Annotated in this window: 28 protein-coding genes; 23 read left to right on the forward strand and 5 right to left on the reverse strand. The window is 49.9% G+C overall.

Features of this window, described 5'->3' with window-relative positions; all coding sequences use genetic code 11:
- Positions 1–89: 89 nt before the first annotated feature.
- Positions 90–1,394 (forward strand): histidine--tRNA ligase, encoded by a 1,305-nt coding sequence (gene hisS / locus ACYVSB_RS02230; RefSeq protein ID WP_461218268.1) that lies wholly within the window; start codon positions 90–92, stop codon positions 1,392–1,394.
- Entirely contained in the window at positions 1,394–3,160 is a 1,767-nt protein-coding gene (aspS, locus tag ACYVSB_RS02235) for an aspartate--tRNA ligase (protein ID WP_461218269.1), read from the forward strand. The genes hisS and aspS overlap by 1 nt, the downstream gene beginning before the upstream one ends.
- Before the next feature lie 38 nt (positions 3,161–3,198).
- On the opposite strand, the gene ACYVSB_RS02240 is transcribed toward aspS, so the two are convergent.
- Positions 3,199–3,345, reverse strand: coding sequence for a hypothetical protein (locus ACYVSB_RS02240; protein WP_461218270.1), 147 nt, complete (start codon positions 3,343–3,345; stop codon positions 3,199–3,201).
- A complete protein-coding gene (locus ACYVSB_RS02245) occupies positions 3,308–3,613 on the reverse strand; it encodes a hypothetical protein (RefSeq protein ID WP_461218271.1) in 306 nt (101 codons plus the stop codon). Before ACYVSB_RS02245 ends, ACYVSB_RS02240 begins: the two co-directional genes overlap by 38 nt.
- Before the next feature lie 480 nt (positions 3,614–4,093).
- Between ACYVSB_RS02245 and msrA the strand changes: the two genes are divergently transcribed.
- The 3 genes from msrA (at position 4,094) to ACYVSB_RS02260 (ending at position 7,081) form a co-directional block, all read left to right on the forward strand.
- Positions 4,094–4,615: a peptide-methionine (S)-S-oxide reductase MsrA gene (gene msrA, locus ACYVSB_RS02250; RefSeq protein WP_461218272.1), complete on the forward strand. Its 522-nt coding sequence runs from the start codon at positions 4,094–4,096 to the stop codon at positions 4,613–4,615.
- A 220-nt stretch (positions 4,616–4,835) separates the two neighbouring features.
- Positions 4,836–5,714, forward strand: coding sequence for a YitT family protein (locus ACYVSB_RS02255; protein ID WP_461218273.1), 879 nt, complete (start codon positions 4,836–4,838; stop codon positions 5,712–5,714).
- Between the two features lie 455 nt (positions 5,715–6,169).
- The gene (locus ACYVSB_RS02260; RefSeq protein ID WP_461218274.1) at positions 6,170–7,081 is read left to right on the forward strand and encodes a deoxyribonuclease IV; all 912 of its coding nucleotides are present in this window, start codon (positions 6,170–6,172) and stop codon (positions 7,079–7,081) included.
- A 358-nt stretch (positions 7,082–7,439) separates the two neighbouring features.
- Here ACYVSB_RS02260 and ACYVSB_RS02265 read toward each other — a convergent pair whose 3' ends face one another.
- A complete protein-coding gene (locus ACYVSB_RS02265; RefSeq protein ID WP_461218275.1) occupies positions 7,440–8,258 on the reverse strand; it encodes a pyruvate, water dikinase regulatory protein in 819 nt (272 codons plus the stop codon).
- A 204-nt stretch (positions 8,259–8,462) separates the two neighbouring features.
- On the opposite strand from ACYVSB_RS02265, the gene rpsU reads away from it, so the two are divergent.
- Both rpsU and ACYVSB_RS02275 read left to right on the forward strand, forming a co-directional pair.
- Complete coding sequence (rpsU, locus tag ACYVSB_RS02270; RefSeq protein WP_125596037.1) at positions 8,463–8,645, forward strand: 30S ribosomal protein S21; 183 nt, start codon at positions 8,463–8,465, stop codon at positions 8,643–8,645.
- A gap of 183 nt (positions 8,646–8,828) precedes the next feature.
- Entirely contained in the window at positions 8,829–9,284 is a 456-nt protein-coding gene (locus ACYVSB_RS02275) for a GatB/YqeY domain-containing protein (RefSeq protein WP_461218276.1), read from the forward strand.
- Between the two features lie 199 nt (positions 9,285–9,483).
- Here ACYVSB_RS02275 and ACYVSB_RS02280 read toward each other — a convergent pair whose 3' ends face one another.
- Positions 9,484–9,753: a hypothetical protein gene (locus ACYVSB_RS02280; RefSeq protein ID WP_461218277.1), complete on the reverse strand. Its 270-nt coding sequence runs from the start codon at positions 9,751–9,753 to the stop codon at positions 9,484–9,486.
- Between the two features lie 128 nt (positions 9,754–9,881).
- Here ACYVSB_RS02280 and ACYVSB_RS02285 point away from each other — a divergent pair, with 128 nt between their 5' ends.
- The 10 genes from ACYVSB_RS02285 to glyS all read left to right on the forward strand — a co-directional run bounded on the left by ACYVSB_RS02285 (position 9,882) and on the right by glyS (position 18,359).
- Positions 9,882–10,256, forward strand: a complete 375-nt coding sequence (locus ACYVSB_RS02285; protein WP_461218278.1) for a hypothetical protein — start codon at positions 9,882–9,884, stop codon at positions 10,254–10,256.
- A gap of 38 nt (positions 10,257–10,294) precedes the next feature.
- Entirely contained in the window at positions 10,295–11,290 is a 996-nt protein-coding gene (locus tag ACYVSB_RS02290) for a PhoH family protein (RefSeq protein ID WP_461218279.1), read from the forward strand.
- Positions 11,271–11,750 (forward strand): rRNA maturation RNase YbeY, encoded by a 480-nt coding sequence (ybeY, locus tag ACYVSB_RS02295; protein ID WP_461218280.1) that lies wholly within the window; start codon positions 11,271–11,273, stop codon positions 11,748–11,750. The genes ACYVSB_RS02290 and ybeY overlap by 20 nt, the downstream gene beginning before the upstream one ends.
- The gene (locus tag ACYVSB_RS02300) at positions 11,728–12,132 is read left to right on the forward strand and encodes a diacylglycerol kinase family protein (protein WP_461218281.1); all 405 of its coding nucleotides are present in this window, start codon (positions 11,728–11,730) and stop codon (positions 12,130–12,132) included. The genes ybeY and ACYVSB_RS02300 overlap by 23 nt, the downstream gene beginning before the upstream one ends.
- A 33-nt stretch (positions 12,133–12,165) precedes the next feature.
- A complete protein-coding gene (cdd, locus tag ACYVSB_RS02305; protein ID WP_461218282.1) occupies positions 12,166–12,579 on the forward strand; it encodes a cytidine deaminase in 414 nt (137 codons plus the stop codon).
- Positions 12,560–13,471, forward strand: coding sequence for a GTPase Era (gene era / locus ACYVSB_RS02310; RefSeq protein ID WP_461218283.1), 912 nt, complete (start codon positions 12,560–12,562; stop codon positions 13,469–13,471). The genes cdd and era overlap by 20 nt, the downstream gene beginning before the upstream one ends.
- A complete protein-coding gene (gene recO / locus ACYVSB_RS02315) occupies positions 13,468–14,250 on the forward strand; it encodes a DNA repair protein RecO (protein ID WP_461218284.1) in 783 nt (260 codons plus the stop codon). Before era ends, recO begins: the two co-directional genes overlap by 4 nt.
- Positions 14,251–14,675: 425 nt before the next feature.
- On the forward strand, positions 14,676–15,107 hold the full coding sequence (locus tag ACYVSB_RS02320; protein WP_461218285.1) for a hypothetical protein: 432 nt from the start codon (positions 14,676–14,678) through the stop codon (positions 15,105–15,107).
- A gap of 263 nt (positions 15,108–15,370) precedes the next feature.
- On the forward strand, positions 15,371–16,279 hold the full coding sequence (gene glyQ, locus ACYVSB_RS02325) for a glycine--tRNA ligase subunit alpha (protein WP_461218286.1): 909 nt from the start codon (positions 15,371–15,373) through the stop codon (positions 16,277–16,279).
- A 1-nt stretch (position 16,280) separates the two neighbouring features.
- Positions 16,281–18,359, forward strand: coding sequence for a glycine--tRNA ligase subunit beta (gene glyS / locus ACYVSB_RS02330; protein ID WP_461218287.1), 2,079 nt, complete (start codon positions 16,281–16,283; stop codon positions 18,357–18,359).
- Positions 18,360–18,624: 265 nt separating this feature from the next.
- On the opposite strand, the gene ACYVSB_RS02335 is transcribed toward glyS, so the two are convergent.
- Positions 18,625–19,515 carry a GNAT family N-acetyltransferase gene (locus ACYVSB_RS02335; RefSeq protein WP_461218288.1) on the reverse strand — a complete coding sequence of 297 codons (891 nt, stop codon included), beginning with the start codon at positions 19,513–19,515 and terminating at the stop codon, positions 18,625–18,627.
- A 200-nt stretch (positions 19,516–19,715) separates the two neighbouring features.
- Between ACYVSB_RS02335 and ACYVSB_RS02340 the strand changes: the two genes are divergently transcribed.
- The 6 genes from ACYVSB_RS02340 to ACYVSB_RS02365 all read left to right on the forward strand — a co-directional run bounded on the left by ACYVSB_RS02340 (position 19,716) and on the right by ACYVSB_RS02365 (position 25,035).
- Positions 19,716–19,967: a hypothetical protein gene (locus ACYVSB_RS02340; RefSeq protein ID WP_461218289.1), complete on the forward strand. Its 252-nt coding sequence runs from the start codon at positions 19,716–19,718 to the stop codon at positions 19,965–19,967.
- A gap of 218 nt (positions 19,968–20,185) precedes the next feature.
- Entirely contained in the window at positions 20,186–20,437 is a 252-nt protein-coding gene (locus tag ACYVSB_RS02345; protein WP_461218290.1) for a hypothetical protein, read from the forward strand.
- Between the two features lie 300 nt (positions 20,438–20,737).
- Positions 20,738–21,052, forward strand: a complete 315-nt coding sequence (locus ACYVSB_RS02350; RefSeq protein WP_461218291.1) for a hypothetical protein — start codon at positions 20,738–20,740, stop codon at positions 21,050–21,052.
- Between the two features lie 92 nt (positions 21,053–21,144).
- The gene (gene dnaG, locus ACYVSB_RS02355) at positions 21,145–22,968 is read left to right on the forward strand and encodes a DNA primase (protein WP_461218292.1); all 1,824 of its coding nucleotides are present in this window, start codon (positions 21,145–21,147) and stop codon (positions 22,966–22,968) included.
- A 65-nt stretch (positions 22,969–23,033) separates the two neighbouring features.
- Positions 23,034–24,158: an RNA polymerase sigma factor RpoD gene (gene rpoD / locus ACYVSB_RS02360; RefSeq protein ID WP_461218293.1), complete on the forward strand. Its 1,125-nt coding sequence runs from the start codon at positions 23,034–23,036 to the stop codon at positions 24,156–24,158.
- A 310-nt stretch (positions 24,159–24,468) separates the two neighbouring features.
- A complete protein-coding gene (locus ACYVSB_RS02365; protein WP_461218294.1) occupies positions 24,469–25,035 on the forward strand; it encodes a TetR/AcrR family transcriptional regulator in 567 nt (188 codons plus the stop codon).
- Positions 25,036–25,037 lie beyond the last annotated feature (2 nt).

The raw sequence follows: 25,037 nt of genomic DNA on the forward strand, positions 1-25,037 counted from the left end.
GACCAAATTAAGGTGGTACCGTGCAAAAAGCACCCTTATCAAACAAGATAGGGGTGCTTTTTGTCTTTTTTCATCAAGGAGGAATAACCATGCGCTATCAAAAACCGAAAGGCACTGCGGATATTACCCCAGCAGAGTCACGAAAATGGCAATTTGTGGAACAAAAGGCGGCGGAAGTCTTCGGCACTTATGACTTCCAAGAAATTCGGACGCCGATCTTCGAATCCTATGATGTTTTCGAACGTTCATCCGGTGAGAGTTCTGACGTTGTTTCTAAGGAAATGTATGATTTCTTTGACAAGGGCGAGCGTCATATTGCCTTGCGCCCGGAAGGCACCGCTGGCGTGGTTCGCGCTTATGTGGAAAACAAGCTTTTTGGACCGGAATATGTCAAACCTTACAAAGTTTATTATCATGGGCCGATGTTTCGTTATGAACGGCCCCAATCCGGCCGCCAGCGGCAATTCCACCAAATCGGGGTTGAGGCGTTCGGCGCCAGTTCGCCAGCCCTAGATGTGGAAATTATTGCGATGGCGGAGGAATTGTTGCATCAGTTGCAACTCAATGATTTGAAGTTAGAAATCAATAGTTTAGGCGATGCGGCGACGCGGCAAGCTTATCACGAAGCCTTGGTCAATTATCTGACCCCCTTGCAGGATCAACTTTCCGCTGATTCCCAACGACGCTTGACGACGAACCCCTTGCGTATTCTTGACAGCAAGGACGCTCATGACCAAGAGTTAGTCGCCGACGCGCCAAGTATCTTGGATTACTTGACCCCAGATTCCGCGGCTCATTTCGCGGCGGTCAAGACGGGCTTGACTGCTTTAGGCATCGACTACACGGTCAATCAAACCATGGTGCGCGGTTTGGATTATTATACGGATACGATTTTTGAAATCATGGTCAGCGCGCCGGCTTTTAACAACACGGAAATGACCGTGATCGCAGGCGGTCGTTATGATGGCCTGGTTCAAGAATTCGGTGGACCTGACGAACCAGGGATCGGCTTTGGCGTCGGTCTTGAACGACTGTTATTGCTGCTGGATGAGACGAAATTGGGCTTAGCCGCGCCAGGATTGGACTTCTATCTGGTCAAGGCGGGCGACCAATTAGATAGTCCGGCCCTGCAGAGTCTAAACGCGATTCGTCACGCCGGATTTTCCGCCGATCAGGATTACCTTGATCGTAAGGTCAAAGGCCAATTCAAAAACGCCACGCGGCTGAACAGTCGTTTCGTGATCACGTTAGGTGACAGCGAGTTAGCCAGTGGGCAAGTGCCAGTCAAGGACTTGGCTACCGGCGAGCAGATTGCCGTCAGTCTCAGCGCGATCCAGACTGATTTTAACAAGGTTTATCAGGATTTGATGCAACAATTTGGAGGCAAAGCGTAATGGTAGAACGAACAACATATTGTGGTTTAGTTGATGAACAGTATTTAGGTCAAACCGTTGATTTGGCGGGCTGGGTCCAAAAGCGCCGTAGCTTAGGTAACTTGGTTTTCATTGATCTGCGTGATCGAGAAGGCATCGTCCAATTGGTTTTCAGTAATGAAATCGATGCGGCTGCGTTAGCGCTTGCGGAAACATTGCGTTCTGAATACGTGATCGCGATCCAAGGCCGGGTGCGCGCTCGTGGGGAGCACGCGGTCAATCCGAAAATGAAAACAGGAAAGATCGAAGTTGAAGTGACCAAATTGACGGTTTTGAATAAGTCAAAAACACCACCTTTCGATATCGCCGACAATGTGACCGCCTCCGAAGATACTAAATTGAAGTATCGTTATTTGGATCTGCGCCGGCCGGAAATGATGAAAGGCTTGCGGACGCGGGCTCAAATCGTGAAATCAGTCCATCATTATTTAGATGATCATGGCTTTATCGAAATCGAAACACCTGATCTGACCAAGTCGACTCCCGAAGGCGCTCGGGATTATTTGGTGCCATCACGGGTCTATCCGGGCAGCTTCTTCGCCTTGCCGCAATCGCCGCAATTATTCAAGGAATTGTTGATGGGCGCGTGTTTTGACCGTTACTATCAGATCGCCCGTTGCTTCCGGGACGAAGATTTGCGGGGCGACCGCCAACCAGAATTCACCCAAATCGATTTGGAAACAAGTTTCTTGTCCGCCGAAGAGATCCAAGCCATCACCGAGGGCGTCATCGCCCAAGTCATGCACGATGAGAAGGGAATCGACGTCAAATTGCCGTTCCCACGGATCACTTGGAATGAGGCCATGGCCCGCTATGGCTCTGATAAACCAGACTTGCGTTACGGCATGGAACTCCAAGATTTGAGCGACTATTTCAAGGAGAGCAGCTTCAAGGTCTTCACTGACGCCATCGCCAATGATGGTCAAGTCAAGGCAATTGTCGCGCCGCAAGCAGCGGCCCAATACTCACGGAAAAAAATCGACGGCATCCAAGATTATCTCAAACGTTTTGGCGCAAAAGGATTGGCTTGGGTCAAAGTCGAAGCCGGCACTGTTGCTGGTCCGATCGCGAAATTCTTGAAAGATGACGCGGCCAATTTGTTGGACCGGCTGGGCGCGCAAGATGGCGACTTGATTCTTTTCGTCGCTGCCAGCCAAAAGGTTGTCGCAGATAGTCTGGGCTATTTGCGGACCTTCTTCGCCAAGGAATTGAACCTCATTCCGAAAAATCAATTTGCGTTCACCTGGGTGGTTGATTGGCCTTTGTTCGAATATGACGAGGGTGACCAGCGCTGGATCGCGGCGCACCATCCCTTCACAATGCCTAATGAAGAAGATGTTCATTTGTTGGACACTGATCCGCACGCCGCCCACGCGCAAAGTTACGACATTGTTTTGAACGGCTACGAATTAGGCGGCGGTTCGATCCGTATCCATCAACGTGAAATTCAAGAGAAAATGTTGAAAGCCTTGGAAATCAGCCCGGAAACTGCCCAAAAGCAATTCGGCTTCTTGCTGGACGCGATGGACTACGGGTTCCCACCTCTAGGCGGCTTAGCGATCGGGTTGGATCGCTTTGCGATGCTGCTGGCGGATCGGGACAATATTCGCGATGTGATCGCCTTTCCGAAGAACTCCAACGCGACTGAACCAATGACCGCCGCGCCAACGCCTGTGGCGCCAGCGCAATTGGATGAACTTGGTATCGAGGTTGAGAAACAGGATTAAGATTTGGTGGCTTGAACGCCAGCAAGCGCACTTCGCACTTAATGAAAAGTCATGTCTGTGGACATGGCTTTTTTGCATGGATTTGGATGATATAGTAAGTTGGCCGCAGCTTGCGCTGCGAAATTCGGGGTGAGCTCGCTGTGGGCGTCACTTTGAGCTTTTCGGAAGGGCGCCGAAAATCTCAAAGCTGAGCCTTATTCTAAGCGGCAAAGCCGCTAAGAATAACGACACGGCGATCTCACCCCGAATTTCTCCGCTCCAGCCGCTCAACGTTTTAACAGCCGTTTGAGCGCTCACGCGATTTTGCAAGCTATTGTCAATTAATGGGGAACCACGCAATTGACGGCCGTGGTTAGTGGTCACCAGCTTTGAATTGGTGACACTAGGACAGTCTGTTTGATGAACTTGGGCACGTTCTTGATGAATCAGCTGAGTCGGTCGGTTTCCAACCAAGGATTGTTACGGAAACAAGTAAAGATGTTCAGTCTGCGCAAAATGTCTCGACCTCCTAATCCGAATCGGTTGGCATTGCCGTACCATCAAAAAGTGGGCAATTGTTTGACCTCCTACTTGCAAAAGAGCTTTGTCAGATACTTAACTTCGATTGCAGATAAGCTCAATTCTGCCTAGCAACCGCCTCAGGACGTGTGGCTCAGCGGTGAGATTATTCTTAGCGATTTATCGCTTAGAATAAGGCTCGATTTGAAGACAATTCCCGCTTTTGGAATTGGCTTCAAACGATGCCCACCGCGTTCCAGCCACGATAAACGGCCTGAGGCGGTTGCGTTTCCACCAAACCCACCAACACTTGCAATCAGGCAAATAATCCCGAACAGGCAGGTCATCAAATCAAATTGCGCCCAATTTGTTTCGTTGCATTTTCAGCGGATAAAACAGATAATAGGGGTAACGATAGAGAAAGAAGTGAGTTTGATGACACAAGCAAGCGCGATTTTTGCCGGTGGCTGTTTCTGGTGTATGGTGCAGCCTTTTGACCAACATCCAGGAATTTTGAAAGTAACTTCGGGGTATACCGGCGGTCATGTGGTCGATCCAACTTACGCACAGGTTTGTAGTGGCACGACTGGTCACACGGAGGCGGTCAAGATTGATTTCGATCCAGCGGTGATTTCGTATCAGGAGTTGGTCGATATTTATTGGCAGGTGACCGATCCGACTGACGCGTCGGGTCAATTTCAGGATCGGGGCGATAATTATCGGCCGGTGATTTATGTGGCCAATGAAGACCAACAACAGATCGCCACGGCTTCACGTGCGGCGTTGGCGGCTTCAGGTGTGTTTAAGGAGCCGATCGTGACGACGATCGAACCAGTGCAGCCGTTTTATCCGGCGGAAGATTATCATCAGGATTTCTACAAGAAGGATCCGGCGCGGATGGCGCTTGAAGAAGCGGGCGGGCGCGCGCGCTTTATCAAGTCGCACTGGTCGAAGTAACGCGGTAACGCGCACCCTGGTGGCACGGCACCTAGCGTGATGAGTTCGCTCGCGACCGCGATCGGAGCATTCATTGAGGCGATTACAGTGCCTGCTGTGACAGGCTGGCCCAGGTGCTCAAGCGCTTTTTTCAAAAAAATGCTGGGGCAGGACTAACTCCCAATGGTGACAGTGTGTTACAATAATGGCACATTAGCTTGTAGAGAGGATCCTTACGACCATGTTTAACGATTTAGAGAAAATGAGGAAGCGACATTCTAACTTGTCTAAGTTATCAATGGCGTTTTTTTATGCAATTGCGGTTTCAATCGCCTTGAACTTCTTCTGGCAACCCGGGAAAATTTATTCATCAGGTGTCACGGGGGCGGCCCAAGTGATCGCCAGTCTTTCTGAGAAAATCCATATTCCCTTGACCACGCCGGTTCTGTATTTTGCCTTGAATATTCCCTTGTTTATTTTGGCCTGGTTTAAGATCGGTCATCATTTTACCGCCTTTACTTTTTTGGCGGTGCTCTTTTCGACGATCATGATGCACCTGATGCCTGCGGTCCATATTACCAATGATCCGATTGTCTGCGCGATTTTTGGCGGGTTGATCAATGGGATGGGCACAGGGATGGCCTTGAAAAATAATATTTCTACCGGTGGCTTGGATATTATTGGCATTATTATTCGCAAGAAGACCGGGCGGAGTATGGGCTCGATCAACATTTTCTTCAATCTGATCATTATTCTGGCGGCCGGATTCGTTTTTGGTTGGGTCCATGCCCTTTACAGCGCCATGGGGATCTTCATCAACGGCCGAGTGATCGACATGGTTTATACCAGTCACCAGCGGTTGCAGGTGATGATCATTACCAATCAACCGAAGCAAGTAATCAATGAGATTCAGCATTCAATGCGGCGGGGGATCACGATCGTTCATGACGCGGAAGGCGCCTTCAAGCATGAGGAGAAGACGATTCTGTTTACGGTCATTTCCCGCTATGAAATGCACGATTTATCTGACGCCATGGCAAAATCGGACCCCTACGCCTTTGTCAGCATCACCGAATCCTTTAAGATCATGGGCCATTTCTATGAGCCTAAAGTTGAATAATTAGAGAGTGTGAGCCGACCCGGGTAGCTCCTGAGCATTAGCGCGGCATGTTGCAATGATGTCCGCTGCTTGCGCTGCGAGAATCGGGGTGAGCTCGCTGTGGGCGTCACTTTGAGCTTTTTGGAAGGGCACCAAAAATCTCAAAGCTGAGCCTTGGTCTAAGTGGCCAAGCCACTAAGACCAATTTCACGGCGATCTCACCCCGATTCTCTCCGCTTCAGCCGCTCACGGGTTGCTTATTCTTTTAAGCACTCACGCCGACTAAGAAGCTATATTCAAATGAGTTGGCGCTACGCAAATGACGAACACGTTTAAAGAGAGTGTGAGCCACCCCGATTAGCTCCTGAGCATTAGCCTAGCGATTGTTTTGGAAGCTGGGCTTTGCTTCCGGAACAATTGCGTAGCTAAGCGGAGGGAGCTGGGGAGGCGAACACGTTTAAAAAGGAGATTTTACGATGACCACACCATTATTGATCGGTTCTCACGTGAGTATGAGCGGGCAGAAAATGTTAGTTGGCGCCGCGGAAGAAGCAATTTCCTATCAAGCGACCACGATGATGGTTTTCACTGGCGCGCCGCAAAATACCCGGCGTAAACCGATCGCGGAGTTGCGGATTCCTGAAGGCCAGGCGCTGATGACCGCCAATGGCATTGCGAAATTGGTGGTGCACGCGCCGTATATTCTGAATTTGGGCAATACGATCAAACCGGAAAAGTTGCCTTTCGCGATTGAATTTATGCAAGAAGAGGTGCGTCGCGCCGATGCGTTAGGGGCTTACGCGATCAGTTTCCATCCTGGCGCTCATGTTGGCGCCGGCGCTGACGTGGCGATTACCCAAATCGCCCACGCCTTAGACGAGATCATCTCCCGAGATCAAAAGGCGACGATCGCGCTGGAAACAATGGCCGGCAAAGGCACGGAAATTGGGCGAACTTTTGAAGAACTCGCGCGAATCATTGATCGAACCCAGCAAAACGACCATCTCAGCGTGACTTTTGATACTTGCCATACCAGTGATGCTGGTTACGACATCAAGAACGACTTCGATGGGGTTTTGAACCAATTTGATCACATCATCGGGTTGGAGCGTCTGAGCGTGATCCATTTGAATGATTCGAAAAATCCCCAAGGCAGTCACAAGGATCGTCACACTAATCTAGGCTTCGGCACGATTGGGTTCGCCGCGCTGAATCAAGTCGCGCACCATCCCCAATTGACCGCGGTGCCTAAAATCATGGAAACGCCATATGTGGGCGTGACCCCAGACGCCAAAGGGACGATCGCGCCGTACGCGGCGGAGATCGCCATGGTTCGGGCCGGGCGTTTTGACCCGGACATGATCGAGCAACTGCGGGCTCAAGCTTAAACTGCTAGGCGTGATCAGAAAAATGGGACCTGGCCACGGGAACTCTGAGTAGCGCGAAAGTAGCTACTCAGATCATGATTGCCCAATATGACTGTCCAATATGATTTCCCAATAGCATGGACTAATTGAGAAAATTGACCAACTAGAAAACGCGTCCAGACCTGGCGTTCCTGTCCAATTGACAGGAGCACCGAGTCTGGGCGCGTTTCTTGGTTGATTATTTTGTTGACGCCGATATTGCTTGTGCTGATATGGCTGCTGATGTTGTTGATCTTGTGTTGTTGATCTTGCTACTGATGATTTCGGCAAGCATTATTTTGTTCGCCCGTTGTTGTTTTTTTTCGGCAGGGCGGTGAGCTTAATAATGATCTAAGCCCAGGCGTTCGAGGATCATGGTGGCGGTTTCTTCGATTGACCGGTTCGAAACGTTGATCACATAACAGCCCAGTTTCTTGTAAAGCGTCTCGGCAAACGCCAGCTCGTTTTTGATTTCGTCCATATTGGAGTAGCTGGTATCTGGATTAAGCCCGTAGGCGATCATGCGTTCCCGGCGGATGTTGTTGAGCACTTTCGGATCATTGGTCAAGCCAATGATCTTGTGGGGATCAACTTGATAGATTTCATCGGGGATATGGGCTTGGGGCACGATCGGCAAATTGGCCACCTTGATATTACGGTTGGCCAGAAACAGGGAGATCGGCGTTTTCGACGTCCGGGAAATCCCTAGCAGAATCACATCGGCCTCCAAGAAACCGCGGGGATCCTTGCCGTCATCGTAAAGAACAGCAAATTCCATCGCCGAGATCCGATCGAAATACATTTCATTCAAATGATGGACCGCGCCAGCTTCATGCGTCGGCGCCAAGGAGAAGCGTTTACTAACTGAACGGACGACCGGCGTCAATAAATCGATCGCGGTCAATTCATGATTAGCGGCTTCGATTTGGATATACTCACTGAGCCCTTGCGTGACCACCGTGTGAGTGATAATGGCATCCTTTTCCACGGCGATTTGGATCAAACTGTCAACTTTCTCCTTCGTGTTAACAAAAGGATAGCGTTCGTAGATCGGTTTGATCTCAGGAAATTGTGCCATGGCCGCTTGGGTCAATTTAAACGCCGTTTCCCCCACAGAGTCCGAGATCAAGCATAAATAAAGGGTTTTTCGTTGTGCCATTGCTATCATCCTCATTTATTTCGTCATTTTCTTACTAAGTTAATCATAGCATATTCAACGCTTACATAACTATTTTAACGGAATTTTCCTAAAGTTGTTGACCTCATTTTTATCTTTCGCTATAATAGACAAGAACACTTATGGGGTTGCGCAATTTGCACAGGTCGTGGGTAGTTACATAGAAACCGGAAGGAGGGAAATCACATGGCTAATAAGACAGTTGTCCGTGACAATGAGTCAATTGATGATGCTCTTCGACGTTTTAAACGTTCCGTTTCTAAAAGTGGTACACTTCAAGAATATCGGAAACGAGAATTTTACGAGAAACCTAGCGTTAAGCGTAAATTAAAATCCGAAGCTGCCCGGAAACGTAAAAAGTTTAGATAATGAGAAACGCCCTCTTGGTTTGGGATTACGAATGTGATCACCAGCTAAGGGGCTTTTTTCTTTGCTGGCGAACTTTGGTTGGCTGGCACTGAAGAATTTAAACTGAAGCTCACTGACGGCGATGGCGCGCAACCGCAACGCCGCCAAAATTATTTTTTCAAAAAATGAAAGCGAGGAATTATGATGGATCTGACCACACAATTGACCAATGATTTAAAAACGGCGATGAAGGCCCATGACAAAATCAAATTAAATGTCGTGCGGATGATCAAATCTTCTCTGATGAACGCCAAAATCAAGAAGGAAAGCCTGCAAGCCACCTTGACCCGCGAGGAAGAATTGGCGGTGTTGAGCACCGAACTGAAACAACGTCAGGATTCGCTGGCTGAATTTGAAAAGGCGGGACGCGACGATTTGGCCGCTGAAACCAAAGCGGAAATCGCCATCGTCCAAACCTATCTGCCCGCGCCTTTGAGCGACGCCGAGTTAGGTGAAGCGGTCAGCGCCGCGATCGCTGAAACCGGCGCCACCTCAATGAAGGATATGGGCGCGGTGATGAAAGCCCTGATGCCCAAAGTTAAAGGCCGGGCTGATGGCGGTAAAGTCAACCAGCTTGTCAAAGCAGCTTTGACGAATTAACGCGTTCAATGCCTGCCGCAGTTTGGCCGCCAGCACGCGACTTCACCGCTTAGTGACACTGGAATGATTAAAATTTTGGTCCCACTAAATAACGATCATGGCAACGGCACTCGGATAAAAAGCGAGTGCTGTTTTTGACTAAAAAGTTAATAAGCGCTTGCCTAGACAGATCGCATACCCCATTCGGTTCCAATTTTGATTATATTTTTAATTGCTGTTGTGGTGGGTTTGGGTGGGGACGCAACCGCTTCAGGACGTTTGTCGTGGCTGGAACGCAGTGGGCACTGTTTTGAGCCAATCCGCAAAGACCGCGGCTTGTCTCAAAATCAGGCCTTATTCTAAGCGATAAATCGCTAAGAATAATCTCACCGCTGAGCCACACGTCCTGAGGCGGTTGCTGAACAGAATTGAGCCTATCTGCAATCAAGGCGAAGGATTTGACGAAGTGCTTTTGCAAGCTGGAGGTCAAACAATCGCCCTTTTTAGGGTGGTACAGCAACACCAACTGATTTGGATTAGGCAGTCAGGACATTTTGCGTAGACTGAACATTTCTGATTGTTCCCTTAATAATCCTTGGTTGGAAATCGACCGATTCATTGATTCACCAAAAATTTGCCTCCGTTTATCAGACAGACTGTACTGGTGTCACTAATTTAAAGCTTGCAATCACTAGCCACGGTCGTCAATGGCGTGGTTCCTCATCAATTGGCAATAGCTTACCAGCTGACGTGAGTGCTCAAACGACTGTTATAACGTTGAGCGGCTGGAGCGGAGAAATTCGGGGTGAGATCGCCGTGAAATTGGCCTTAGCGGCTCTGCCGCTTAGGCCAAGGCTCAGCTTTGAGATTCGCGGGTTTTGCGAAGCTCAAAGTGACGCCCACAGCGAGCTCACCCCGAATTTCGCAGCGCAAGTTGCGGCCAAACTACTTTCACCTTTTTTGCTAGTCGCGCTCTGGAGCGGTTTGTGCTAAAATTTAGGTATTGCAAGTATTTGATGGGAGCGAAATAGTTGGTCGAAGAAACCTCGGTTGAAAAGGCGTTCACCTTGACCCACCCAGAGCAGGCGTTGAACCTACTGGGAGTCAATGATGAATTTCTCCATTTGTTAGAAGAAGACTTGAACGTTGAACTACGCGCTTTCGCGGAGAAAATCACGATCACCGGGCCGGCGCACACGGCTAGTTTAGCGCTGCAAGTCTTGGAACAATTAGCACAAGTCAGCGCCCAAGGAATCACCCTCAGCACCGCCGATGTTCAAAGCGCTTTGAAAATGGCGCAAAAAGGGACTTTGGAATATTTTAGCGAACTTTATCAGGAAGTCCTGATCCGGGACAGTCGACAGCGGCCGATCCGGGTGAAGAATCTGGGGCAGCGCCAATATGTTCAATCGGTCCGCCACAATGAAATCACCTTTGGCGTAGGACCAGCAGGGACGGGGAAAACATTTCTAGCGGTGGTCTTGGCGGTCTCGGCCTTGAAGAGCAACCAAGTCCAGCGGATCATTTTGACCCGGCCCGCGGTTGAAGCAGGTGAGAGTCTGGGCTTTCTTCCCGGCGACTTGAAAGAGAAGATCGATCCATATTTACGGCCGCTGTATGACGCGTTGTACACGATTTTGGGCACGGAGCAGGCCAATCGGATGTTGGATCGGGGCATAATTGAGATCGCGCCGTTGGCTTATATGCGTGGGCGGACTTTGGAAGAGGCGTTCGTGATCTTGGATGAGGCCCAGAACACGACCGCCGCTCAGATGAAGATGTTTCTGACCCGTTTGGGGATCAATTCGAAAATGATTATTAACGGTGATTTGACCCAAGTGGATCTGCCGCATAATCAAAAGAGTGGGTTGCGGCAGGCGACCGAGATCTTGCAGCAAGTCAAGCGGATCGGGATCGTGCGCTTTTCTTCAACGGATGTGGTACGCCATCCAGTTGTCGCTAAAATCATTGACGCGTACGAAAAATTTGATCAGGAGCAGATGAAACGTGAATCTAGAAATCATTAATGACGACCATTTGTTGCCCGCAGAACGGGAAGATTGGATCCGCAAATTAGTTGACTTTGCGGCGGCAAAGCTGGAACTGCCCGCCGACACGGAAATGTCGATCAGCTTGATCACCGATGACAAGATCCGCGAGATCAATCGGGAGTATCGTGACAAGGATCGGGTGACCGATGTGATCAGTTTCGCCATCGAGGATGATGATGCCGATGAGTGGCCCAACTTCCGCGAGCTGGAAGACGAGCTGGACATTCCGCGTAATATCGGCGATTTGTTTATCGCCCCTGGACACGTGGCGGAACAAGCCAAAACTTACGAACATAGTTTTGACCGGGAATTCGGCTATACGGTGGTCCACGGTTTTCTCCACTTAAATGGTTATGATCACATCGAGCCCGCCGATGAGCAGGTGATGATCAAACTTCAAGAAGAAATACTTGATGCTTATGGCCTCAAACGTTAAGCCGCCGCAAACAGGCAAGAACCATAATTTCTGGCAGTCGTTCAAACACGCTTGGACCGGTCTGCGCTTTACCTTCCAGCATGAGCAGAATTTCAAGTTTCACGTGTTGATCGGCTTCTTGGTGATTGTTTTCAGCGCGGTGATCCAAGTCAATACCACCGAGTGGCTCTGGCTGATCGGGGTGATTTTCATTGTGCTGATCGCCGAGCTGTGGAATACGGCGGTGGAATATATCGTCGACTTGTTGGTGGCCAAGCAGTACGATCCCTTGGCCAAGCACATCAAGGACGTTTCCGCAGCCATCGTCTTGGTAGCCGCGGCGTTGGCGGTCATTGTGGGCTTGATCATTTTCATACCATATTTTTGGCAGTTATTGTTTTAGAAAAACATTTTGCATGATAAGGGAGATTTTTGGATGGATCTAACAGAATTGACCGCAGCGGCGCAAGAAGCGCGGCTGGCTGCCTATGTACCTTATTCCAAATTTGCGGTGGGTGCCGCCGTTTTGACCGAAAATGGCACGATCTATCGTGGCTGCAACATTGAGAACTCGTCCTTTCCGCTGACAGTTTGCGCGGAACGGGTGGCGATCTTCAAGGCGGTGGCCGCGGGTCAACAGCACATCAAGGCAATCGCGGTGGTGGCCGACACGAAAGGCCCCGTTTCACCTTGTGGCGCTTGCCGCCAAGTCATGACCGAGTTCATGGCTCCAGATGGCACCATCACCATGAGCAATCTTCATGGTGACACCAGAACGGTATCGGTCAGTGAGATCTTGCCGTTTTCATTTTTCCTAAAGGATGATCGTAATGACGGAACAACCATTTAAATCAGGCTTCGTGGCCTTACTAGGCCGCCCCAATGTGGGCAAATCAACGTTAATGAATCGAATCATTGGCGAAAAGGTGGCGATCATGTCACCTAAAGCGCAGACCACGCGCAATAAGATCCAGGGCGTGATCACCGACGCCGACGCTCAGATCATTTTCTTGGACACCCCGGGGATCCACAAACCTAAAAACGATCTGGACAACTATATGGACCAAGCGGCTTTCTCCGCGTTAAGTGAAGTGGACATCGCCGTTTATATGACCGGCGCCGCCGATAAAATCGGTCCTGGTGACCGTTTCATTTTGGAGCGCTTGGCGAAACTGGACACGCCTTTATTCTTGGTCATCAACAAAATCGACTTGGTCCATCCTGACGACTTGCTGGACCTGATCGTGGGCTACCAAGCGTTGGCGAAGTTTGCCGAAGTGATTCCATTATCGGCCACGGAAGGCAACAATGTGGACGAATTGGTCAAAGAAATCAAATCCTATTTGCCAGCGGGACCGAAATATTATCCTGACGACCAATTGACCGACCACCCTGAGTACTTTATCGTGGCGGAATTGATCCGCGAGCAGATCCTATTACTGACCCGCGACGAGATTCCCCATTCCACTGCGGTCATCGTCAATCAAATGAATACCCATGAGCAGGGGAAGCTGGTGATCGACGCCACAGTTTTCGTTGACCGGGATAGTCAAAAGGGCATCGTCATTGGCAAAGGGGCGGCGATGATCAAGCAGATCGGGATCCGCTCCCGGAAGGAGATCGAGCCGCTACTTGGTGAGCGTGTCAACTTGAAACTGCAAGTCAAGACGCAACGGAATTGGCGCGATAACCCGATTTTCTTACAACGAGCTGGCTACAATCAGAAGGATTTCAAGAATTGAGTCGTTTGATCGACGCCGAATTTCAAGGCTTGGTCATGTATCGTCGTGATTACGCCGAGCGTGATTTGTTGGTTCAGATCTTGACCGATCAATTCGGCCCGAAAATGTTTCTCGTTCGTGGTGCAAAAAAGCGCGGGTTCAAGCTGACCAGCGCTATTTTGCCATTTACGGAAGCAACTTATATCGGTCGGATCAGTCCCGAGGGCCTATCTTACTTGACCACCACGAAAACGACCAAACTCTGGCGTAACATCAGCGAAGACCTGTTGTTGCAGGCTTACGCGGCTTACATTCTCAGCCTGGCTGGCGCTGCTTTTCCCGAAGGTGATCCCTTGGGCCGCGCCTTCACCTTGATCCGAACCGCTTTGAGCCAAATCGATGGCGGCATTGATCCCCAATTATTGACGAACATGGTGGAAATCAAATTGCTGGACCGTTTCGGTGTCGCCCCAGATCTCAGCGGTTGCGCCATTTGTGGCCGTAATGATCTGCCTCTAGACTATTCGGAGGCGTTTGGCGGCCTGCTTTGCCAGAACCATTGGGTCCGTGACCCCCATCGCCTCCACGCCCAACCTAACGCCATCGTGCTGGTGCAACGCTTGGCGCGGATGATGCCCCTGCAGTTGGGCGCCACAGATCTGAATCCGCGGACCAAGCGCGAATTACAGCGCGTTCTGGATCACATTTATCAAGATCAAGTCGGGCTAGTGCCTAAGAGTAAGAAATTTCTGGACGGATTGGTCAATGGCGGTAATGGGTTATTGTTGAAGCGAGATTGAGTGGGGGTTGTTGTTTTAAGCCAACTGCAAAAGCGGTATCCCTCTATTCGAGATTTTTTATCTAATTGCAGGTGTAGTGGGTTTGAGCGGTGACGCAACCGCCTCAGGACGTTTGTCGTGGCTGGAACGCAGTGGGCATCGTTTGAAGCCAATTCCAAAAACGGGAATTGTCTCCAAATCGAGCCTTATTCTAAGCGATAAATCGCTAAGAATAATCTCACCGCTGAGCCACACGTCCTGAGGCGGTTGCTAGGCAGAATTGAGCTTATCTGCAATCGAAGTTAGGTATCTGACAAAGCTCTTTTGCAAGTAGGAGGTCAAACAATTGCCCACTTTTGATGGTACGTCAATGCCAACCGATTCGGATTAGGAGGTCGAGACATTTTGCGCAGACTGAACATCTTTACTTGTTTCCGTAACAATCCTTGGTTGGAAACCGACCGACTCAGCTGATTCATCAAGAACGTGCCCAAGTTAATCAAACAGACTGTCCTGGTGTCACCAATTCAAAGCTTGTAACCACTAACCACGGCCGTCAATTGCGTGGTTCCCCATTAATTGACAATAGCTTGCAAAATCGCGTGAGTGCTCAAACGTCTGTTACAACGTTGAGCGGCTGGAGCGGAGAAATTCGGGGTGAGATCGCCGTGAAATTGGTCTTAGTGGCTTTGCCACTTAGACCAAGGCCTGATTTTGAGACAAGCCGCGCACTTTGCGGATTGGCTCAAAACAGTGCCCACAGCGAGCTCACCCCGAATTTCGCAGCGCAAGCCGCGGTCAAGCTACTTTCCACCTTGCTAAACCGGCAATTATCGACGCCGCCGTCAATTTTAACTCTTGCAATTTCACAAATTTAGGGCTATCATAAGTCGTAACTTAATATCACCGCAATGATCAGGTCAATCAGCGTTTTCCAGCGAGTGCCGACAGTGAAAGGGCACAATCACGCTATTTGGCGCCTAGGAGCGGTTAAGCAATGAAGTGTAGATGTACGCATCTAAATTAGGGTGGAACCGCGAAAATAATCGTCCCTATGTGGCTACCAGTGTAGCCGCATAGGGATTTTTTTATGTTTCGGGAACGCTTAAGGCAGATGGACAATTAACGATGAGGTGAGCAAATGGTCAAACAGTTGAATATTCAAGAGATGATCTTGACGTTGCAACAATTTTGGGCGAAAAAGGGTTGTATGTTGATGGAGGCCTACGATAACGAGAAGGGTGCGGGTACGATGTCGCCGTATACTTTCCTGCGGGCGATCGGGCCGGAACCTTGGAATGCGGCTTATGTGGAACCATCCCGGCGGCCGGCAGATGGGCGTTATGGCGAGAATCCGAACCGCTTGTTTCAGCATCATCAATTTCAAGTGGTCATGAAGCCATCACCGAAGAATATCCAAGAATATTACTTGGATAGCTTACGGGAGCTGGGAATCGAGCCGTTGGAACATGATATTCGTTTCGTTGAAGACAACTGGGAAAATCCGTCAATGGGTTGTGCCGGTGTTGGTTGGGAAGTTTGGCTGGATGGCATGGAAGTTTCGCAGTTCACCTATTTCCAACAAGTCGGGGGACTGACCGTGGATCCGGTCACGTCTGAAATCACTTATGGGGTCGAACGTTTGGCTTCTTATATCCAAAACGTCAATTCCGTTTTCGATTTGCAGTGGGGCGATGGCGTGCTCTACGGCGATATTTTCAAGGAGCCAGAATACGAGCACTCAAAGTATGCTTTTGAAGAGAGCGACCAGGAGATGTTGCTGAATTTCTTCAACAGCTATGAAAAAGAAGCGCTGCGCTTGATTCAATTGGGGCTGGTTCATCCCGCCTATGATTACGTGTTGAAATGTAGCCATACCTTCAATCTGTTGGACGCCCGCGGTGCTGTTTCCGTCACAGAACGGGCCGGCTATCTGTCCCGGATCCGCAGTATGGCCCACAAGATCGCCAAGGCCTTCGTGGAAGAACGGAAGAAACTGGGCTTCCCATTATTGGAACATGCTCAAGAAAACGCTGGGGAGGAAAACTAAAATGACGGCAAATTATTTATTAGAAATTGGTTTGGAAGAAATGCCAGCCCATGTTGTGCGCCCAAGTGTGGAACAACTGAAGACCAAAACGGCCGCTTTTTTGAACGACCAGCATTTGGCGTTCGCGCGGATCGAGGTTTTCGCGACACCACGGCGCTTGGCTGTCTTGGTGCGGGATCTGGCGACGGAACAGCCCGACCAAGTTGAAGAAGTCAAAGGTCCCGCTAAGAAGATCGCCTTGACACCAGATGGCGCGTTCAGCAAGGCGGCGCTTGGTTTCGCACGAGGACAAGGCGTTGATCCCAGCGCGATCACCTTCAAAGATTTCAAGGGCGTTGATTATGTCTTCGTTGAAAAGAAGACGGTGGGTCAACCCGCAGCAGCAATCTTGCCTGAACTGATCGAGGTGGTCAAAGGCCTGACCTTCCCAACGCGGATGAAGTGGGGCACGAATCACTTCGAATATATTCGGCCGATCCACTGGTTGGTCAGCCTGCTGGATGATCAAATCATTCCGATGAGCCTGTTAGACGTCACCGCTGGCCGCGTTTCCCAGGGCCATCGTTTCTTGGGGCAACCGGTGACGATCGCCACGGCGACGGATTATGAACAAGACTTGGCCCAAGTGAAAGTGATCGCAGATTTGGCGCGCCGGCAGGCCTTGATCGAGGCTCAGATTCAAACCATCGCTAGCGACAACGATTGGCAAGTTGATCTTGACCCTGATCTGTTAGAAGAAGTGGTCAACTTGGTGGAATACCCAACGGCGTTCGCTGGCCACTTTGATCCCAAATACTTGGCCGTTCCTGAACCGGTTTTGATCACTTCGATGAAGGATAACCAGCGCTATTTCTACGTGCGTGACCAAAACGGCCAGTTAGCCGCTGATTTTATCGGGGTTCGCAATGGTAATCGCGAACATCTAGACAATGTCATCGCTGGTAACGAGAAAGTGCTGGTTGCGCGTTTAGATGACGCCCGCTTCTTCTTCGAAGAGGATCAGAAGCTGTCGATCGACGCCTATGTAGCGAAATTGAAGAAGGTCACCTTCCACGACAAGATCGGTACGCTCTATGAGAAAATGCAGCGGGTCAATGTCATTGCCCAAAGCCTAGGTCATTTGTTTGGCTTAAGCGCGCAAGAGATGGCCGATTTGGATCGGGCCAGTCGGATCTATAAGTTTGATCTGGTGACTGGCATGGTCGGTGAGTTCCCTGAATTACAGGGCACGATGGGGGAGATCTACGCGAAGATTTTCGGTGAAAATGACGCCGTCGCCCAAGCGATCCGCGAACATTATTTGCCGATCTCCGCGGAAGGCGCCTTGCCCGCTTCGAAAGTTGGCGCCACCTTGGCGATCGCCGATAAACTCGACAGCACGCTGGCCTTCTTCGTGGTGGGAATGATTCCCAATGGTTCCAACGATCCATACGCGCTACGGCGGCAAGCTTACGGCGTGGTCCGGATCTTGTTGGCCAACCAATGGCACCTTTCCTTAGGCAAGTTACAAGCTGAGATTGAACAAGTTTTGACCGACCGGGGCTTGACCTTCAAGCTGGACTGGCTCAAAAATGGCGCCGAACTGCGGCATTTCTTCGCCGACCGAATGCGCCAATTGTTCAGTGAGAAGAATTTCCGTCATGACTTCGTGGAAGCCTTGGCTGATTCCAACGCGATCGATCCAACCACGATCAATGAAGTGGCCGAGACGCTGAACGAGCACCGCCACGATGATGACTTCAAGGAAACCATCGAAGCGTTGACTCGGGTCTTGCGTTTGACCAAGCAAACCGACGCTAAATCCAGTGAGTTGTCCGTCGATCCCGCCTTGTTTGAGAACCCTTCCGAACAGGTATTGTATGACGCTGTGGTCCAGATCCGCGGCCAATTTGCCCACCAAACGGTTGAACAAAATTATGAAGCGCTCCGTGATCTACGCCCGCTGATCGAAAACTATTTCGAAGAAAATATGATCATGGCTGACGATCTGCAAGTGCGGAATAATCGCTTGAACCAATTGCGAATCCTGCAGAAGCTGATCACGATTTTCGGTGATCTGCAAGAATTAGTCGTCAAATAGGCGCGGCTGTTTTAAACTACGGTTGACCGACTAAAAATAAAAACCGCTTTTCAGTGCCACGCCAATTGTCTGACGTGAGGCTGAGAAGCGGTTTTTGACTGGTGAAATAACCTTAATGGCGCTGGCGGCGACTAGGGGACTTTTATACGTGTTCGCTGACCTAGCTGCGCCCACTTAATGACGCCAGGCTTCTGGAAGCATCGTGCGCTGCCCAAATTCTGACTTGGCTAAGGCTCAGAAGCTGACCAGTTCAGCCTGCGCTTTTTTAAGCCAAAGGGCGTTTCGGTTCAGGGCAGTCCAAGTAGATCACCGTGGTTTCGACCTGAAAGCCGGCCCGCTCATACAAATGATGGGCCTGAACATTACTGGCTTCCACGCTTAAGCGTAACGTGGGAACTTGATCGTAGGTCAGACACAGTTGGTTGAGCAAATAAGTGCCCCAGCCGTTTCCCTGCCGCTCCGGACTGATGAACAAACTGAATAGATAAGCACGGTCCACATCTAGATTAATGGCGCAAGCACCCAGCGGTTCTGACCCCCGCCAAAGAACCTGAAAGTCATTTTGCTGATCCTGCAGGCACCCCAAAAGATATTGACGGGTACTGTCCACAGTGTTTTCTGGAAACGCCGCCTGATAGATGGGCAGAACGGCGGGAATCTCAGCAAGACTTAACGGTCGTAAAACAGTCTTGGCGCGGGCAGGCAGGGCCAGCGTTGCTTGTTGCGGCCGCGCCATTTGCAGTTCCCAATTCGGATCCGCCGTTAGCCCAATCGCCGCTAAAAAATCTGGCTCCCTGTTCAAAAAGGCCAGTTCCGTCCAATATTCCCATTGATCATAACCATATTGATGCAAGGTTGTTTGACAAAGCTCGCCTAACCGCCGGCCGATCCCTTGACGCCGCTTCTGTGGAAGCACAAAAACCGCCATTTCCGCTTCCTCTGGTGGTTGGGCATCAGCGTAGATCGTGGCCACCCCGACAACGTGTTGGTTGCTGCTGGCCAACGCAACCCAAGGCATTTCTTGGAAATAATTAAAGCGATTATCCAAATAAGGATCTTTCGCGCCGCCGTCATAAAGATGACATTGGGCGATCAAGTCGACGATTTCTTCAGTTTGTTGGTCAGAGAGTTGAGTCACAATTTGAAAATTTAACATCCAGCGCTTCCTTTCCTATCAGCTTAATGAATCCTAGTTTAGCGCTACGATGGTGGGGACGCAACCTTATTTGCAAAGAGGTCGACCTTTCCAAAAACTGCTTTGGGTGGCGCTACTAAAAAGCTAGTTTCGTTCTAATTTATTTCCTGATCGCAGGTGTGCTGGGTGTTGCGCGTGAACGCAACCGGCTGGGACTGCTGATGCGGACTGGAACGTGGTGGGCGTCGTTTGAAGCCAATCCGCAAGACCGGCGGCTTGTCTTCAAATCGAGCCTTGTCCTAAGCGGCAAAGCCGCCAAGGACAATTTCACCACTGAGCCGCGCAGTCCCAGCCGGTTGCTAGGCAGAATTGAGCCTATCTGCCATCGAGACGAAGGATTTGACGAAGTGATTTTGCGAGCTAGTTGTCAAAACAATTGCCCGCTTTTTGGGTGGTACGGCAATGCCAACTGATTCGTATTAGGTGGTTGTTACAGTTTGCTTTAGTTGGACATCTTTACCTACTTCATAGACAATCCTGATTAAACCGACCGATTCAGCTGGTTTATGAAGAACTTGCCCCAGTTCATCAGACAGACTGCGCTGGTGTCACCAATTTAAAGCTTATAACCACTAGCTACGGTCGTCAATCGCGTGGTTCCCCATCAATTAGTCATAGCTTACCAACTGGCGTGAGTGCTCAAGCGACTGCTAAAACGTTGAGCGGCTGGAGCGGAGAAATTCGGGGTGAGATCGCCGTGAAATTGTCCTTGGCGGCTCTGCCGCTTAGGACAAGGCCTGATTTTGAGACAAGCCGCGTACTTTGCGGATTGGCTCAAAACAGCGCCCACAGCGAGCTCACCCCGAATTTCGTAGCGCAAGCCGCGGCCATGATTGAAATATTTTCCGCCGCAACAGCGTTGAGAACCTCAGCCAGCAAATAAAAAAGGATAATACAGTGAGTAACATCAATGTAGCGGTTCACACTCGCAAGCTTTTAGTGCGGTACGGCAATACCAACAGATTCAGATTTGTTGGTTGGTACAGTTTACTAGGTTGAACATCTCTATCCGTTCCCTCAACAACACTTGATTGGAAACCGACCGATTTAACTGATTGATCAAGAACTTGCCTCAGTTCATCAGACAGGCTTTACTGGTGTCACCAATTTAAAGCCTGCGACCACTAACCACGGTCGTCAATGGCGTGGTCCCACATCAATTGATAATAGCTGGACAGATGGCGTGAGTGCTCAAACGGCTGCTAAAACGTTGAGCGGCTGGAGCGGAGAAATTCGGGGTGAGATCGCCGTGAAATTGGTCTTAGTGGCTTTGCCACTTAGACCAAGGCCTGATTTTGAGACAAGCCGCGCACTTTGCGGATTGGCTCAAAACAGCGCCCACAGCGAGCTCACCCCGAATTTCGCAGCGCAAGCCGCGGCCAACCTACTTTTGTCCGCGAAGCCCCGCAAGCCGCGGCCAACCAAAGCTGGCCTAGCGCCCAGCGAGCCAAAATTCCCCCTAAGCACGACAGTTGAAGTTCAGACGATTTTATGTTAGATTATAAGTTGTATAAGTGTGTCTAGGCTGGCGAACAGATTGTGGTCAGCCTATTTCTTGCTTATGAGTTACGAGGAAAGGATGTGAAGATCATGGCAACGAAGATTCCCGAGAGCTACATCGACATGGTGCGCTCCAAGACGAATATCGTTGATTTGATTGGCCAAACTGTCCAGTTACACAAGTCGGGCAAGAATTTGTTTGGTCTGTGTCCTTTTCATGAGGAACGGACGCCGTCATTTTCAGTCAATGAAGAGAAGCAGATCTTCCATTGTTTCAGTTGTCATCGCGGTGGCAATGTTTTTAAGTTTTTGATGGAGCTGGAACAGATTTCTTTCCCAGAAGCGGTCATTAAGGTCGCCGAGTTCAGTGATTTACCTTTGCCAGAGAATGTGGTCGCCGCTAATCAGCAGGATCAGCATTCGGAAACGCGGCAATTGCAGAAGTTGTATCAGGACGCGCAGGTGCTGTACAGTCATATTCTGACCAAGACTCAAGTCGGTGAGGGCGCGTTGACTTATTTACATCAGCGCGAAATGACCGATGAGGCGATCAGTGAGTTCGGTTTGGGCTACGCGCCGCAACAGGCTAATGTGTTATTGGATTTTTTGACCAGTCGTCAGGTTTCCCGGGAGTTATTGGTGCGTTCCGGGCTCTTCGCACAGCGCGAGGATGGCACTTTGATCGATCGCTTTCGGGATCGGGTGATGTTCCCGATCCAAGATCAAAATGGCAATGTGATTGCATTTTCCGGGCGGATCCTTAGTCAGAAAGAGCATGAACCGAAGTACTTGAATTCTCCGGAGACGAAGCTTTTTCAGAAGCGGGAAACGTTGTATCATTTCGCTCAGGCTCGACCGGTGATCCGTCAGGAACAAACGGCGATCCTGTTTGAAGGCTTCATGGATGTGATCACGGCTTTTCGGGCGGGTGTCAAGAACGGCGTCGCTTCCATGGGAACCAGTCTGACCAGCCAACAGCTGTATCTATTGTCCCGTGCGGCGAAGAAACTGATCGTTTGTTATGATGGTGACGATCCCGGTCAGCACGCCTCGGCGGCAGCGCTACAACTGTTGAAAGAGACTGATTTTGAAGTCGGTGTGGTCAGTTTGCCCGAGCAAAAGGACCCTGACGAGTTCGTTAAAAAGTACGGGGCGCTGGCGTTTCAAAAGCAATTACAGGATCATGTCCAAACTCCGATCCAGTTCACCTTGGCGCAACTGGCGCGGCGGTATAATTTAAATCAAGACGCGGATCGGTTGGCCTATGTCCAGGCAGCCTTGCAGGAACTGGTCAAATTGCCGTCCGCCGTGGAACAAGATCTATATTTGAAACAGGTGGCGCGGCAAGGTAACGTTGATTTAACGGCGCTTCATCAAGAATTCGAAGGTGCGGTGCGGCAATTTCATCGCCAACAACGCGCGCAACAACGACAAACGCGTGAGGTGGCGCCACCAACCGCGCAGCAGCCACCGACGCCGGCGTTGTCAACGAAACTGGATGGCGCGGCGATTTCTGAACGGCGGCTACTCTATCTGGCGATCCGCCAAGATAGTCTCTTGGCGCGGTTGGCCGCCGATGATGATTTTCATTTCAATAATGAACAGATCCAGGCCTTGTTCGAGGCTTGGCGGGATTACGCGGAGAGTGCCGGCAGTCATTCGTTGTCGGCCTTCGTTGATCTGCTGAGTCCGGATCTGCAGAACTTGTTGATGGAGATCGAGATGATGGAAGTGCCTGACGAGGTCTCCGATGGAGAAATCGATGATTATCAGCGCAATATCATCCAGGCCAAAATCAAACAAGCCCTCGTCGCCGCTCAGCAAAATGTGCAACACGCCACCGAGGTCGGCGACGAAGAGGCGGAAATGGTTTGGCTCAATCAGGTGCTGAATCTGAAAAGACAGTTGATTTAAACAGATTCAGTTATGCCGCACGAATTTTATAAGTGAGTTTACTAGTTAAAATGGGGGTAGAATTGATGGCAAAGAGCACGAAAAAAACAGTCCAACAACCCGATGTTAAATTGGAAACCGCAATCAAGAACTTGATCGCGGCGCACAAAGCCGATAAAGGGGTGACCAATGATGAATTGGTCAGCAAGATCGTCCAACCTTATCAGTTGGAGGACAAGGCTGTTGAAGAATTATTGCAACAAATGGAAGACAAGGGTTTTGCGATCGTTGATGCGAATGGTGACCCCAGCGAATTATCCCTCAAGAAGCAAAAGACCGTCACGAAGAAGGAAATGGCCAATTTATCAGCGCCGACCGGGGTTAAGATCAACGATCCCGTGCGGATGTATCTGAAAGAAATCGGGCGGGTCCCTTTACTGACAGCAGAAGAAGAAGTCGCCTTAGCGCTTAAAATCGAACAAGGCGACCAAATCGCGAAACAACGGCTCGCCGAAGCTAACTTGCGGTTGGTTGTTTCTATTGCCAAGCGTTACGTTGGGCGCGGGATGCAGTTCTTGGATCTGATCCAAGAGGGCAACATGGGCTTGATGAAAGCCGTCGAGAAATTTGATTACCGCAAGGGCTTCAAGTTCTCCACCTACGCGACTTGGTGGATCCGTCAGGCCATCACCCGTGCCATCGCCGACCAAGCGCGGACCATTCGGATTCCGGTGCATATGGTGGAAACCATCAATAAACTGATTCGGATCCAGCGTCAATTGCTGCAAGATCTAGGACGGGAACCGACACCAGAAGAAATCGGCGCCGAAATGGATATGCCTACGGAGAAAGTTCGTGAGATTTTGAAAATCGCCCAAGAACCGGTTTCGTTGGAAACCCCAATTGGTGAAGAGGACGATTCTCATTTAGGTGACTTTATTGAAGACGCGGACGCGACCAGCCCTGAAGATCACGCTTCCTATGAGTTACTCAAAGAACAATTAGAGAGTGTGCTGGATACCTTGACCGACCGCGAAGAAAATGTCTTGCGGTTACGCTTTGGTCTTGACGACGGTCGGACACGGACGCTGGAAGAAGTTGGCAAAGTCTTTGGTGTGACGCGGGAACGGATTCGCCAAATCGAAGCTAAAGCATTGCGGAAATTGCGGCATCCATCACGGTCTAATCAGCTGAAAGACTTTTTGGAATAAGCATGAACAGCAACGTCAATTGAATCATCATCAGCAGTGGCAACAGGTAATCCTGGTGTCACTGCTTTTTTTGCGTCCAAGTCACTTTCAATGATCACTTTCGGCGCCATGTTCACTAGAATACCGGCAAAAATTTTTTCAAGAAAGCAAATCCCAGTGGCATCATAATGGAAACGCTTCAAGAAAATAAAGTTGGCTTAGCGGTTAAAAAACTACAAGATGTAGGTTGACTAATGCACAGTGTCGTAATATAATTCCAAACTGTAGTAATAATAGTGGCACACCAAGGGAAAAAGGCGGGTGATTACTTGTGGCAAAGCAGCGTGATATGAGTAAAGAAAAGATTATGGCCACGGCTCAGGAAATTGTCGAAGAGAACGGTTTTCCGACATTGTCATTTCGGAGTTTAGCGCGGAAACTCGATATTCGTTCGCAATCGCTTTATAACTATTATGCGAATATCGATGCGGTGATCGAAGATATGGGGGCGACTTTCATGAAGACCTTGTATTTGAAAATGACGGAAAATTTGACCGGGATCTCCGGCAAGGACGCGCTTCGCGGATATGCCAATATCGCTCATGATTATTTCGAATCGCAAGGACCGATGGTGCAGTTACTGTATTATGTCCATCGTTATTCTGAAGAGAGTCCCTTTGTTCAGGAAACTGGACGGGTCTTAAATCTATTGCGACGAGTGATTCGGCACATCAAGCTCAAACAAATGGACAACGACGCTTTTGAAGAGGCCTTCATTAGCAGCGTGATGGGTTATACGGTGATCGAAATCATGGGTTTTTTAAACAAGGTCGGCGCTGAGCAGCACCGGTCGTTCCAACAATTGATCGATTTATACCTAGGAGAGGTCATTTCCTAGCG

Source organism: Lapidilactobacillus salsurivasis (assembly GCF_054785215.1).